General features: G+C 74.5%; 12 protein-coding genes and 1 riboswitch. Of the genes, 7 read left to right on the plus strand and 5 right to left on the minus strand.

The genetic code is table 11. From position 1 onward, the window contains the following. Window positions 1–77 precede the first annotated feature (77 nt). The 3 genes from Q3W71_RS26860 to araB all read left to right on the plus strand — a co-directional run bounded on the left by Q3W71_RS26860 (window position 78) and on the right by araB (window position 3677). On the plus strand, window positions 78–1388 hold the full coding sequence (locus Q3W71_RS26860) for an aminotransferase class I/II-fold pyridoxal phosphate-dependent enzyme (protein ID WP_302922339.1): 1311 nt from the start codon (window positions 78–80) through the stop codon (window positions 1386–1388). A 67-nt stretch (window positions 1389–1455) separates the two neighbouring features. Next, window positions 1456–1716, plus strand: coding sequence for a hypothetical protein (locus tag Q3W71_RS26865; RefSeq protein ID WP_109905009.1), 261 nt, complete (start codon window positions 1456–1458; stop codon window positions 1714–1716). Window positions 1717–2018: 302 nt separating this feature from the next. Next, a complete protein-coding gene (araB, locus tag Q3W71_RS26870) occupies window positions 2019–3677 on the plus strand; it encodes a ribulokinase (RefSeq protein ID WP_302922259.1) in 1659 nt (552 codons plus the stop codon). A gap of 172 nt (window positions 3678–3849) precedes the next feature. On the opposite strand, the gene Q3W71_RS26875 is transcribed toward araB, so the two are convergent. Next, complete coding sequence (locus tag Q3W71_RS26875; RefSeq protein ID WP_302922260.1) at window positions 3850–5286, minus strand: glycine hydroxymethyltransferase; 1437 nt, start codon at window positions 5284–5286, stop codon at window positions 3850–3852. A gap of 18 nt (window positions 5287–5304) precedes the next feature. After that, window positions 5305–5394, minus strand: a riboswitch (ZMP/ZTP riboswitch). 151 nt (window positions 5395–5545) lie between these two features. Here Q3W71_RS26875 and Q3W71_RS26880 point away from each other — a divergent pair. Together Q3W71_RS26880 and Q3W71_RS26885 are read left to right on the plus strand one after the other, a co-directional pair. Beyond that, window positions 5546–6352, plus strand: coding sequence for an SDR family oxidoreductase (locus Q3W71_RS26880; RefSeq protein WP_302922261.1), 807 nt, complete (start codon window positions 5546–5548; stop codon window positions 6350–6352). 97 nt (window positions 6353–6449) lie between these two features. After that, on the plus strand, window positions 6450–7304 hold the full coding sequence (locus Q3W71_RS26885) for a metallophosphoesterase (RefSeq protein ID WP_302922262.1): 855 nt from the start codon (window positions 6450–6452) through the stop codon (window positions 7302–7304). Between the two features lie 42 nt (window positions 7305–7346). On the opposite strand, the gene Q3W71_RS26890 is transcribed toward Q3W71_RS26885, so the two are convergent. The 4 genes from Q3W71_RS26890 to Q3W71_RS26905 form a co-directional block, all read right to left on the minus strand. Then, window positions 7347–7847, minus strand: coding sequence for a hemerythrin domain-containing protein (locus tag Q3W71_RS26890; protein ID WP_302922263.1), 501 nt, complete (start codon window positions 7845–7847; stop codon window positions 7347–7349). 129 nt (window positions 7848–7976) lie between these two features. Next, on the minus strand, window positions 7977–9464 hold the full coding sequence (locus Q3W71_RS26895; protein ID WP_302922264.1) for a S8 family serine peptidase: 1488 nt from the start codon (window positions 9462–9464) through the stop codon (window positions 7977–7979). A gap of 148 nt (window positions 9465–9612) precedes the next feature. After that, a complete protein-coding gene (locus Q3W71_RS26900) occupies window positions 9613–10482 on the minus strand; it encodes an NAD(P)H-hydrate dehydratase (RefSeq protein WP_302922265.1) in 870 nt (289 codons plus the stop codon). Continuing rightward, on the minus strand, window positions 10466–11194 hold the full coding sequence (locus tag Q3W71_RS26905) for a histidine phosphatase family protein (RefSeq protein ID WP_302922266.1): 729 nt from the start codon (window positions 11192–11194) through the stop codon (window positions 10466–10468). The genes Q3W71_RS26900 and Q3W71_RS26905 overlap by 17 nt, the downstream gene beginning before the upstream one ends. A gap of 184 nt (window positions 11195–11378) precedes the next feature. Here Q3W71_RS26905 and Q3W71_RS26910 point away from each other — a divergent pair, with 184 nt between their 5' ends. Continuing rightward, on the plus strand, window positions 11379–11609 hold the full coding sequence (locus Q3W71_RS26910) for a hypothetical protein (RefSeq protein ID WP_109900784.1): 231 nt from the start codon (window positions 11379–11381) through the stop codon (window positions 11607–11609). A gap of 266 nt (window positions 11610–11875) precedes the next feature. After that, window positions 11876–12202, plus strand: a complete 327-nt coding sequence (locus tag Q3W71_RS26915; protein ID WP_302922267.1) for a hypothetical protein — start codon at window positions 11876–11878, stop codon at window positions 12200–12202. Window positions 12203–12239 lie beyond the last annotated feature (37 nt).

Here is a 12239-nt window from a genome sequence, read left to right on the forward strand (position 1 = left end):
TGGCCGCGCCGGCGGAGCTGAGCGGGGCCGACCGGAGCACGGCCGACCGGAGCACGGCCGACCGGAGCACAGCCGACCTGAGCACGGCCGACCTGCATCCGGCGGTCGACGACCCGGCGCTGAACTCGATGAACTTCCTCAACGAGGTGGCCCAGCACTACCCGGACGCGGTGTCGCTGGCCGCCGGCCGGCCGTACGAGGAGTTCTTCGACGTCGCCGCGCTGCACCGGTACCTGGACACGTTCCGCCGCCACCTCGCCGACGACCTCGGTCTCACCCCCGCCCAGGTGCACCGCACCCTGTTCCAGTACGGCCGCACCAAGGGCGTCGTGCACCACCTGGTGGCCCGCAACCTGGCCGTGGACGAGGGGATCGACGTCGACCCGGAGGCGATCGTGGTGACGGTCGGCTGCCAGGAGGCGATGTTCCTGGTGCTGCGGGCGCTGCGCGCCGGCCCCGACGACGTGCTGCTCGCCGTCGCGCCCACCTACGTCGGGCTGACCGGCGCGGCTCGGCTGCTCGACCTGCCGGTGCGCCCGGTGGCCGGCGGGCCGGCCGGGGTGGACCTGGCCGATCTGCGCGCCCAGGTGCGCCGGGCCCGGGCCGACGGGCTGCGCCCGCGGGCCTGCTACCTGATGCCGGACTTCGCCAACCCGTCCGGGACGAGCCTGGGCCTGGCCGACCGGCGGCGGCTGCTCGCCCTGGCCGAGGCGGAGGACCTGCTGCTGCTGGAGGACAACCCGTACGGCCTCTTCCCGGCCGGGGACGCCGAGCGGGTGCCCACGCTCAAGGCGCTGGACACCGGGCGGCGGGTGGTCTATCTGGGGTCGTTCGCCAAGACCGTGCTGCCCGGCGCGCGGGTCGGCTACGTCGTCGCCGACCAGCGGGTGGCCGGCGCGGACGGCAGGGTCGGGCCGCTCGCCGACCAGCTCGCGAAGATCAAGAGCATGGTCACCGTGAACACCTCGGCGATCGCCCAGGCGGTGGTCGGCGGGGCGCTGCTGGAGCACGGGTGCAGCCTGGTCGCGGCGACGGCGCGCGAGCGGGCCGCGTACACCCGGAACCTGCGGCACCTGGTCGCCGGGCTGGCCCGGCGGTTCCCGGCGGACGCCGCGCCGGTGCGCTGGACCGTGCCGGCCGGCGGGTTCTTCGTGGTGGTGACCGTGCCGTTCCCGGTCGACGACGCGCTGCTGCACCGTTCGGCCCGCGAGTACGGGCTGCTCTGGACGCCGATGGCGCACTTCTACGACGCCGGCACCCCGGTGGCCGCGCTGCGGCTGTCGGTCAGCGCGGTGACCCCGGCCGAGATCGACCTCGGCCTGGACCGGCTGGCCGCCCTGGTCACCGACGAGCTGGCCCGCCGCGGCACGTCCGACCGGGTGGCCTGACACAACGCGTTCACCGCATGGCAATCCGCGACTGCCCGCGTTCCCGCGTCCTGCATGGACGGTCATAATGGACGCCATGGTCGCCTGGGAGTACGCCCTGCTGGTCCGCCGCTATCAGGGGCAGGGCCGCAATTTCCACGTCAGCTTCATCTGGTACGGCCCGGACGGGTCGCGCCGGGACATCACCGCGTACGGCGACACGGCGATCGCGCACCTCAACCGGGCCGGCCGGGAGGGTTGGGAACTGGTCTCCGCCGCCGAGGACGTGAACAACGTCCAGGGCAGCACCGAGGTGCACCGCTACCACCTCAAGCGGCAGATCGGCTGACCCGCCCGGCGTTCCCCCGTACCCGGTCGCGCCGAAGCCGGCCCGCCGCCCACGGCCCGCCGCCCACGGCCCGCCACCCACGGCTCGCCACCACGGCTCGCCACCCACGGCTCGCCACCCACGATCCGCCACCCACGGCCCGCCCGCCGGATGCCGCCCGTGCGTCAGCGCCGGTCGGCGCGGGCCCCGGTCCCGGCTGGCCCGCCGGCGGCGTGCCGGTCACCCGGCGTTGTTGTTACCGTTGCCTCCCGCCGCCGCCCGGCCGCTCCCGCGCCGCCCGGTCGCGGCGGGGAGGAGGAGCAGTGGCGCAACCCGGGCGGCCCCGGTACGTGGTCGGGGTCGACTTCGGCACCCTCTCCGGCCGGGCGCTGGTGGTGGACGTCGCCGACGGCGTCGAACTCGGCGAGGCCGTGCACCCGTACCGGCACGGGGTGCTCACCGAGCGGCTCCCCGGCGGCCCGCCGCTGCCGCCGGACTGGGCGCTGCAGCACCCCGACGACTACCGCGAGGTGCTGCGCGTCGCGGTGCCCGCCGCGCTGCGCGCCGCCCGGGTACGACCCGAGGACGTGGTCGGCATCGGCGTCGACGCGACCGCCAGCACCGTGCTGCCCGCCCGCGCCGACGGCACCCCGCTCTGCGAGCTGCCGGGGCTGGCCGACCGGCCGCACGCGTACCCGAAGCTGTGGAAGCACCACGCGGCGCAGCGGCAGGCCGACCGGATCAACGCGCTGGCCGCCGAGCGGGGCGAGCGCTGGCTGGCCCGCTACGGCGGCCGGGTCTCCGCGGAGTGGCAGCTGGCCAAGGCGCTGGAGGTGCTGGAGGAGGATCCGGAGGTCTTCGACCGCGCGGAGCGCTGGATCGAGGCGGCCGACTGGATCGTCTGGCAGCTCTGCGGCCGGGAGACCCGCAACGCCTCGGCCGCCGGCTACAAGGGGCTGCGCCAGGACGGGCGGTACCCGTCGGCGGAGTTCCTGCGCGCCCTGCACCCCCGGCTGAACGGCCTGCTGCCCCGGGTCGACGGTCCGCTCGCGCCGCTGGGCGCCCGGGCCGGCGGGCTCACCCCGGAGGCGGCCGGCTGGACCGGCCTGCCGGTGGGCGTCGCGGTGGCCGTCGGCACCATCGACGCGCACGTCACCGCCGCGGCGGCCCGTTCGGTCGAGCCGGGGCGGATGCTCGCCGTGCTCGGCACCTCCACCTGCCTGATCATGAACGCGGACGCCTGCCACGAGGTGCCGGGGGTGTGCGGCGTGGTCGACGGTGGCGTCACCACCGGCGTCTGGGGCTACGAGGCCGGGCAGAGCGGGGTCGGCGACATCTTCGCCTGGTACGTGGCCAACGCCCTGCCGGCGTCGTACGCGGAGCGGGCCCGCGCGCTCGGGGTGACCCCGTACCAGCTGCTCGACTCCCTCGCCGCCGAGCAGCGGGTCGGCGGGCACGGCCTGCTCGCGCTGGACTGGCACAGCGGCAACCGCTCGGTGCTGATGGACCACGAGCTGAGCGGGGTGCTGGTCGGGCTGACCCTGGCCACCCGGCCGGAGGAGATCTGGCGGGCGCTGCTGGAGTCGACGGCGTTCGGGGCGCGGACCGTGGTGGCCGCGTTCGAGGACGCCGGGGTGCGGGTGGACGAGCTGACCGTCGCCGGCGGGCTGACCGACAACCGGCTGCTGCTGCGGATCTACGCCGACGTGCTGCGCCGGCCGCTGCACGTGGTCGACTCGGCGCACCCGGCCGCGCTGGGCGCGGCGATCCACGCGGCGGTGGCCGCCGGGGCGTACCCCGACGTGCCGGCCGCGTCGGCGGCGATGGGCGCCCCGCGCCGGGAGACCTGGCACCCCGACCCCGCCCGCGCCGCCCGCTACGACCAGCTGTACGCCGAGTACCGGACCCTGCACGACCACTTCGGCCGCGGCGGCACCGACACCCTCCACCGCCTCCGCGCCCTCCGCAACCACCCCCACTGACCCCCGGCCCCCCGCCCTCACCCCGTCGATCATGAGGTTGGCGGTGCGACCCATGCCGCCAGCCTCGCCTTGATCAACCGTGAGGCGAGGTGAGGCGGGCGGGGGCAGGGGAGGGAGGAGGGGGGACGCGGCGCGCGGCGGGGGCGGGGCGGGGTGTCGGGGCTGGGGCGCGTCAGGCGAGGGTGACGGTGGGGTAGAGGGGGAAGCCGGTGAGCAGTTCGCTGGCCTGGCGGCTGACCTTGTCGGCGACGGCCGGGTCGAGCACGTACTTGGCCTTCGACGGGGTGCCGTCGGCGTTGCTGCCCGGCGTGGTCTGGCTGAGCACGGTGTGGATCAGCTCGGCGGTCTGGTCCATCTCCGCGGTGCCCAGCCCGCGGCTGGTCAGCGCCGGGGTGCCGATCCGGATGCCGGAGGTGTACCAGGCGCCGTTCGGGTCCTGCGGGACCGAGTTGCGGTTGGTGACGATGCCCGAGTCGAGCAGCGCCTGCTCGGCCTGCCGGCCGGTCAGCCCGTAGCCGGAGACGTCGATCAGCACCAGGTGGTTGTCGGTGCCGCCGGTGACCAGCCTGCCGCCGCGGCGCAGCAGCCCCTCGGCGAGCGCCTGGGCGTTGGCCACGATGCGCTGGGCGTAGTCGGCGAAGTCGGGCCGGCGCGCCTCGGCCAGGGCGACCGCCTTGGCGGCCATCACGTGCGGCAGCGGGCCGCCGAGCACCATCGGGCAACCCCGGTCCACCTGGTCGGCCAGCTCCGGCTGGCAGAGCACCATGCCGCCGCGCGGGCCGCGCAGCGACTTGTGCGTAGTGGTGGTGACGATGTGCGCGTGCGGCACCGGGTCGAAGTCGCCGGTGAACACCTTGCCGGCGACCAGGCCGGCGAAGTGGGCCATGTCGACCATGAAGGTGGCGCCGACCGAGTCGGCGATCTCCCGCATGATCCGGAAGTTGACCTTCCGGGGGTACGCCGAGTAGCCGGCGACCAGGATCAGCGGCTTGAACTCCCGGGCCGCCGCGGCGACCTGGTCGTAGTCGATCAGGCCGGTGGCCGGGTCGGTGCCGTAGCTGCGCTGGTCGAACATCTTGCCCGAGATGTTCGGCCGGAAGCCGTGGGTGAGGTGCCCGCCGGCGTCCAGCGACATGCCCAGCATCCGCTGGTTGCCCAGCTCGCGGCGGAGCGCGAACCAGTCCGCCTCGGTGAGCTCGTTGACCTGCCGGACCTGCGCCTTCCGCAGCGCCGGGGACTCGATCCGGTCGGCCAGGATGGCCCAGAACGCGACCAGGTTGGCGTCGATGCCGGAGTGCGGCTGCACGTACGCGTGCGCGGCGCCGAACAGCTCGCGGGCGTGCTCGGCGGCGAGCGCCTCGACGGTGTCGACGTTCTGGCAGCCGGCGTAGAAGCGGCGGCCGACGGTGCCCTCGGCGTACTTGTCGCTGAACCAGTTCCCCATCGCCAGCAGCGTGGCGGGGGAGGCGTAGTTCTCGCTGGCGATCAGCTTCAGCGACTCGCGCTGGTCGGCCAGCTCCGCCCCGATGGCGTCGGCCACCCGCGGTTCGACCGCGCGGATCACCTCGAGGGCGCTGCGGAAGGCGGTGGATTCGGCGTTCAGCGACATGAGACCTCCAGGTGACGTGCGGAAGGCCCAGGCGCTCGGCGTGCGTCCTCGTGACGGGACCGCTTCCCGATGGTGCTCCATCCCCACGCGCCAGTCACGGCCCGGGCTGATCCTACCGGGTCGGCGACCCGCTGCCCGGCTCCACCTCCGTCCGCCCGGCCGGCTACGTGCCGGGCGGTTGGACCGCCCGTCCCGGGGCACACCAGGAGGCGGGCCGCGAAACCGGTGCGGCGCGGCCGGGCGTACGAGAGGAGCCAGCATGAGCACACCGACCACCGGTCGACCACTCGCCGTGGTGACCGGGGCGTCCAGCGGGATCGGGTACGAGCTGGCGGTGCAGTTCGTCGAGCACGGATTCGACGTGGTGGTCGCCGCCGAGGACGAGGGCATCGGCACGGCGGCGCAGCGGCTGCGCCGCGACAACGGGCCCCGGGTGCAACCCGTCCGGGTCGACCTGGCCCGCCCCGAGGGGGTGGAGGAGCTGGTGGCGGCCGTGCGCGCGACCGGCCGGGCGGTGGATGCGCTGGCGCTCAACGCCGGCCGCGGCGCCGGCGGGGAGTTCGTGGGCGGCACCGAGCTGGCCGATGAGCTGACCGTCGTCGACCTCAACGTCCGCTCGACCGTGCACCTGGCCAAGCTGCTGCTGCCGGGCATGGTCGAACGCGGCGCCGGCCGGGTGCTGTTCACCTCGTCGATCGCGGCGACCATGCCGGGACCCTTCCAGGCCGTCTACAACGCCTCGAAGTCGTTCGTGCAGTCCTTCGCCGAGGCGCTGCGCAACGAGCTGAAGGACACCGGGGTGACCGTCACCTCGCTGATGCCCGGCCCCACGGACACCGAGTTCTTCGATCGGGCCGACATGCGGGACACCCGGGTCGGCTCCGGGCGCAAGGACGACCCGCGACGGGTCGCCGAGCAGGGGTTCGCGGCGCTGATGCGGGGCGACCAGACGGTGACCGCCGGCTCGCTGCTGAACAAGGTGCAGACCGCCGCGGGCAAGATCGTCCCGGACAAGCTCAAGTCCGCGCAACACCGCCGGATGGCCGAGCCCGGCTCCGGCGGCTGAGGGGGCGTCGCGCGGAACGCGCCCGGTCCGGGCTGGGGGCGCCGCCGGCCCGGCTGCCGGGGTCGCGGCGGGGCGGGGCGGTCCATAGGATCGAGGGATGGTGGCCGACGGGAGCGCGGGCGGCAGCCTGTTCGCCATCAGCGACCTGCACGTCAACCACCGCGAGAACCGGGCCGTCGTCGAGGGCCTGCACCCCGAGTCGCCGCACGACTGGCTGCTGGTCGCCGGGGACGTGGCCGACACGGTGGCCGACGTCGAGTGGGCGCTCGGGCTGCTGGCGCACCGTTTCGCCCGGGTGGTCTGGGCACCCGGCAACCACGAGCTGTGGAGCCCGCCGAACGACCCGGTGACGCTGCGCGGGCTGGAGCGCTACCAGCACCTGGTGGCGCTCTGCCGGCGGCTGGGCGTGCTCACCCCGGAGGACCCGTACCCGGTGTGGCGGGGGGAGGGCGGCCCGGTGCGGGTGGCTCCGCTGTTCCTGCTCTACGACCACAGCTGGCTGCCGGACGGGATCGACACCCGCGAGGCGGCGCTGGCCGAGGCGTACCGGACCGGGATCGTCTGCACCGACGAGTTCCTGCTGCACCCCGACCCGTACCCGAGCCGGGCGGACTGGTGCGCGGCCCGGGTCGAGCAGACCCGCCGGCGGCTGGCCGAGCGGGAGCCGGCGCTGCCCACCGTGCTGGTCAACCACTACCCGCTGGTCCGCGAGCCGACCCGGATCCTGCGCTACCCGATCTTCGCCCAGTGGTGCGGCACCGAGGCGACCGCCGACTGGCACCGGCGCTTCGACGCCGCCGCGGTGGTCTACGGGCACCTGCACATCCCCCGGACCACCTGGCACGACGGCGTACGGTTCGAGGAGGTCTCGGTGGGCTATCCGCGGGAGTGGCGGCAGCGCAGCGTACCGCCGGGGCGGCTGCGGCGGATCCTGCCGGCGCCCCCGGCATGACGACGGGCCCCGACGCGCCGGGGCCCGTCGCGTCGTCGCCGCTCAGGCGGTCACCGCGTGCATCGACTTCTTGAGCGCCTTCGGGTCGGTGGGCTTGCGGGGGGCGCCGTCGCGCAGCTCGATCATCCGCTCGCCGATCTCCTGCAACTGCTTACGGCCGAGCGCCTCGCGCACCTTCGGGAACCACTCCTGCTCCTCCTCCTCGACGTGGTGCAGCACGTTCTCGATCAGCACCGTCGTCTTGGCGTTGAAGTGCTCGTCCTCGGCGTCCATGGTGAACAGTTCGGCGCAGAGCAGGTCGGCGACGTGGTGCTCCTCGTACGACTCGAGGATGTCGTCCTCCAGGTCCGGCAGGAGCTTGCGGACCTCCGGGTACATCACCTCGTTCTCCAGGTACGTGTGCACGGTGAGCGCCTCGATGATCTGCCCCACCAGCTGCTTCCGCTTGCTCGCCGGCCCCTCCTCGGCATCCTGGAAGGCCTTGAACAGGCGGCGCATCTCCTTGTGGTCCTCCTTGAGCAGGACGATGGCATCGGTGGACACCGGGTGACCTCCTAAATTCGACGGATGTCCGTCCGGTACCCCGGTGGTGAGCTGCGGAAACTGGTGTCACCCAAGCGGGTGGGGCCCGGCGGATCGCCGCCGGGCCCCACCACTGGTCGTGCTGTCGCCTCAGCGCACCACGTTGTACGCGCTGACCATGCCCGCGCCGTAGAACGAGTTGCGCGCCCCGCCGGAGCAGGTCGAGTCGTACACGTTCGGGCCGGTCGGGAAGAGCGGCACCGGGTTGTAGACCCCCGTGGGGCAGGACTTCGCCTCGGCCGTCCGCTGCAGGAACGAGCTGAGCTGGCCCGGCGTCATGCCCGGGTGGGCGGACAGGGCCAGCGCGGCCACGCCGGCGGCGTGCGGGCTGGACATCGAGGTGCCCTGCTTGTAGCCCCACCCGTCGGTGCGGGTGGCGGTGTTGAAGGTGGTCGACAGGATGCCGTCGGTGACCGTCGAACGGGCACCCTGGGTGCGGAACCGGGTGTCGCCACCCGGGGCCGTCACCTCGACCACGCCCTGGCCGTACGAGGAGTAGTAGCTCTTCTCCCCGGTCGGGCCGACCGCCGAGACGGTCACCACGCCCGGCGCCTCGCCCGGCAGGACGAGACAGGCGCTGGTGAGGTCCTCGCGGACCTCCGGCGTCCCGTTGTTCGGGCTGCCGGTGTCGGTGATCTTGTGGGCGAGGTCGTAGTTGGAGTTACCCGCGGACGCCACGTGCAGCACGCCCTTGCTCTGCGAGTAACGGATGGCCCGCTGCACGGCCTGCCACACCGGACGCTGGCGGGCGTCGTTGCGGCAGTTCAGCTCCCACGGGTCGATGTAGTAGCTGTTGTTGGTCACCCGCATGCCGTGCTCGGCCGCCCAGAGGAACCCGCAGACCGCGGCCTCCGGGAAGATGTAGCCGTCGTTGTTGACGACCTTGACGGCGGCCACCTTCACGCCCGGAGCGACCCCGGTCACCCCGACGCCGTTGACCGCGGCGGCGATGGTGCCGGCCACGTGGGTGCCGTGGTCGGAGGTGGTCGGGTTCCAGGCCGACTCGGTGGTGTCGACGACACCGCCGAGGCAGGACGCGCTCTTGTCCTTGGCGATCTGGCTGGCCAGATCCGGGTGGCTGCTGGAGATGCCGCTGTCCAGCACGCCCACCACCACGTCGGCGCTGCCGGCGTTGATCGCGTGGGCCTGCGGGACGCCGATCATCGGCATGTCCCACTGCTGACCGAAGAGCGGCTCCTTGGTCGGATCCGCGCTGGCGGCCACGGCGTCGGCCGCGGCCACCTCGACGGTCTCGCCCTCGTCGAGGGCGGTGCCCAGGCCGGCGGTGGACGCCACCGACTCGACGCCCGCGCCCGCCACGTCGGCGGCGAAGTCGGGGTTGGTCGAGCGGACGACGAGCACGCCGATCTGGTCGTAGCTGGCCACCACCGTGCCCTTGGCGGCAGCCACCCGGGCCGCCGCCTTGTCGGTCTTCGCGCCCTGCGGCGCGAGGACCAGGAACGTGGTGTCCGGGCCGGCGGCCGCCGCGGCGGGCGCGAGCCCACCGGTGACGGCCAGACCGACGCCGAGCGTCATGGCGGACGCGGCGGCCAGTGTCTTGCGACGGAGGTTCTTCACACAGACTCCCAGGGGCCGTTACCCGCCGGTTGACGCGCCCTCGGGGGAGCGCGGACCGGCGAGAAGCAGGCAGGATGCTTGCTTCTGTGCAACAAGCGCCGGGAGCCGGTGTGGCGTTACACACACCCGCTCGGGCGGACAAAAGGTGTCAGACGGTGGCGAGCGTGTGCGGGATCTCGTCGAGCAGCTCGCGGGCGAGGAAACCGATCCGGCCGAACCGGGGCACCAAACGCTGCCCGCTGACCGCGTGGGCGAACGCGGCCCAGCACGCGGCCTGCGCCGGCTCGGCGCCCCGGGAGAGCAGCCCGGCCAGCAGCCCGGCCCGGACGTCGCCGCTGCCCGACGTGCCGAGGCCCGCGTCGCCGCTCTCCTCCCGCCAACCGCGCCCGTCGGGCGTGGCGATGTGGCCGTAGAGGGAGACCACCGCGTCGTACCGCCGCGCCAGCTCCGCCGCCTCGGCGTCCAGGTCGTCGCCGGGCTCCCGGCCGAGCAGGTGCCGCGCCTCGGTCAGGTTCGGGGTCAGCACCACCGGCCGGCCGGAGCCGACCAGCAGGTCCGGGCAGTGGCTGAGCGCGCCCAGGGCGTACGCGTCGAGCACCAGCGCGGTCTGCGGGCCGGCCGCGTCGAGCACCAGGCCGAGTAGCGAGCGGGTCTCGTCGATCTCCTTGAGGCCGGGGCCGACGGCGACCACGTCCGCCTCGGCCACCAGCTCGGTCAACCGGTCGCCGGGCTGGCCCGCGACCGCGCCCTCCGCGGTCTCCGGCAGCCCCACCACCAGCGCCTCCGGCACCTGGATGCTCAGCGCGGCGGCGGTGGACTCGGCGGCGGCCAGTTGCAGCACGCCGGCGCCGGCCCGCAGCGCGGCCACCCCGGCGAGCAGCACGGCGCCCGGGGTGAACCGCGAGCCGCCCACCACCAGCACCGTGCCGCGGGCCTCCTTGCCGCCGGTCGGCACGGGCAGCGCCCAGTCCCGCAGCAGCCGCGGGGTGATGACCGGGGTGTCAGACCGGTTCGGCATGGACCTCGTCCTCCCGGGTCGGCGGCGCGCCCTGCTGGCGCAGGTGCGCGACGTCGTTGAACACGTCGAGGGTCAACCGGCCGTGCCCGTCGGCGGACCAGCCGGTGATCGAGCAGTTCGCGATGACCTGCCCGTGGGTCAACGCCATCAGCTCCGCCTCGGTGAGCTGCTCGACCAGGTAGCGGGTGAGGAAGACCAGCGCGTCGTGGCCGAAGAGCAGCACCCGCCGGCCCGGGTGGTCGCGCCGCAGGTCGCCGAGGAGGGTACGCAGCCGCAGCGCCACGTCCGTCCAGGACTCTCCGCCCGGCGGCCGGTAGTAGAACTTGCCGAGCCGGGCCCGGCGCGCCGCCTCCTCCGGCAACCGTTGGCGCACCCCGTGGCCGGTGAGCCCGTCGAGGATGCCCAGCTCCCGGTCGCGCAGCCGCTCGTCCCGGCTCACCGGGATGTCGGTGCCGGCCAGCGCCAGCTCGGCGGTGCGCACCGCGCGCAGGTACGGCGACACCACCGCCAGGTCCGGCCGGCGCGACGCGGGCAGCCCGGCCAGCCACCGGCCGGTGGCCCGGGCCTGCTCCTCGCCGGTGGCCGAGAGCGGCACGTCGGCGTCCCGGTGGGTGAGGTCGATCAGCTCGGCGCCGGAGCGTTCGGCCGCGCTCGCCGCCACGTTCGCCGTGCTCTCGCCGTGCCGGACGATCCAGAGCGCTGCCAGTTCCATGGGGCAACCCGTACCCGGGCCTCCCGGCGGGTAATCGCCCGGGCGCGGCGGCCCCGGCCCGGTGGCCGGCCGGCGCCGGCCGGCGGGGTCGGGCACCGTGGCCGTCCGGCGGGCGTGAACCCGGCCCGGCCGGGTAAGCGCTGGCTCCACGATGACCGACAGGGGAGGTTGCGCCGTGGCGACCATGACCAAGGAACAGATGAGCCCGGTGAGGGACAAGAACTACGACCTCATCCACACGTTGCAGATGTCGCTGGAGCACGTGTACCGGATGGAGACGTACATCGCCGACGCCGACGCCCGGGGCGACACGGAACTCGCCACCTGGTTCCGCAAGATCCAGGAGAACAACCGCAAGGCCGGCGACCAGGGCAAGCAGATGTTGATGAACCGCCTCCAGCAGGAAGGTCGCTGACCTCGACCGGGGCCGGGCCGGCGACCCCGGCCCGGCCTCCGTGTGCCCGGCGCCGGCCGCCGCCGAGCCGGTCTCCGCGCCGCGTCGTGCCGGCCCCGCCCCACGTGCCCGGTCGCCGCGCCGACCCGGCCGGGCGCGCCGCCGCCGGCCCGCGCCGCCTCGCCGACCACGCTCCGTGTCCGGGGCAGCGGCCCGGCGTCCGCACCGTGCACAATGTCCGTCCCGGACGGCGGCGCCGCCGTCGGGAGACGGAGGTGGGGTCGGCGATGACGGTCGTCCGTGGTCTGCGCGAGGCGCTGGTGCTCTTCGTCGTCGCCCTGGTGGTGGTCGCCGCCGCCGCGGGCATCTGGGTGGCGGTCGCCGGCGGCGACTTCGTCACCCGCTTCGGCATCGCGCTGGTGGTCGTCGGCGCCCTGCTCGGGGTGACCGGCGACCTGACCCTGAGTCGGATCGGCATGCTCGACGCCCGGACCACCTTCGGGCTCGCGCCCGAGCAGGAGACCGGCGGGGGCGGGCGGGTGCTCACCGGCGTCGGGATCTTCCTCTTCGTCGGACTGCCGCTGATCGTCGTCGGCGTCCTGCTGGTCGCCTGAGCGAGCCGCGCCGGCGCCGTCACGCTCGGCGCGCTGC

Origin of the sequence: Micromonospora sp. C28SCA-DRY-2, assembly GCF_030519475.1 — a bacterium.
Taxonomy (GTDB): domain Bacteria; phylum Actinomycetota; class Actinomycetes; order Mycobacteriales; family Micromonosporaceae; genus Micromonospora.

Coding starts and splice junctions, on each gene's coding strand:
- Q3W71_RS26865 (WP_109905009.1), top strand. CDS start 1,456: ATGGACGCCATGGTCGCCTGGGAGTACGCCCTGCTGGTCCGCCGCTAT.
- Q3W71_RS26875 (WP_302922260.1), bottom strand. CDS start 5,286: ATGTCGCTGAACGCCGAATCCACCGCCTTCCGCAGCGCCCTCGAGGTG.
- Q3W71_RS26880 (WP_302922261.1), top strand. CDS start 5,546: ATGAGCACACCGACCACCGGTCGACCACTCGCCGTGGTGACCGGGGCG.
- Q3W71_RS26885 (WP_302922262.1), top strand. CDS start 6,450: ATGGTGGCCGACGGGAGCGCGGGCGGCAGCCTGTTCGCCATCAGCGAC.
- Q3W71_RS26900 (WP_302922265.1), bottom strand. CDS start 10,482: ATGCCGAACCGGTCTGACACCCCGGTCATCACCCCGCGGCTGCTGCGG.
- Q3W71_RS26905 (WP_302922266.1), bottom strand. CDS start 11,194: ATGGAACTGGCAGCGCTCTGGATCGTCCGGCACGGCGAGAGCACGGCG.
- Q3W71_RS26910 (WP_109900784.1), top strand. CDS start 11,379: ATGACCAAGGAACAGATGAGCCCGGTGAGGGACAAGAACTACGACCTC.
- Q3W71_RS26915 (WP_302922267.1), top strand. CDS start 11,876: ATGACGGTCGTCCGTGGTCTGCGCGAGGCGCTGGTGCTCTTCGTCGTC.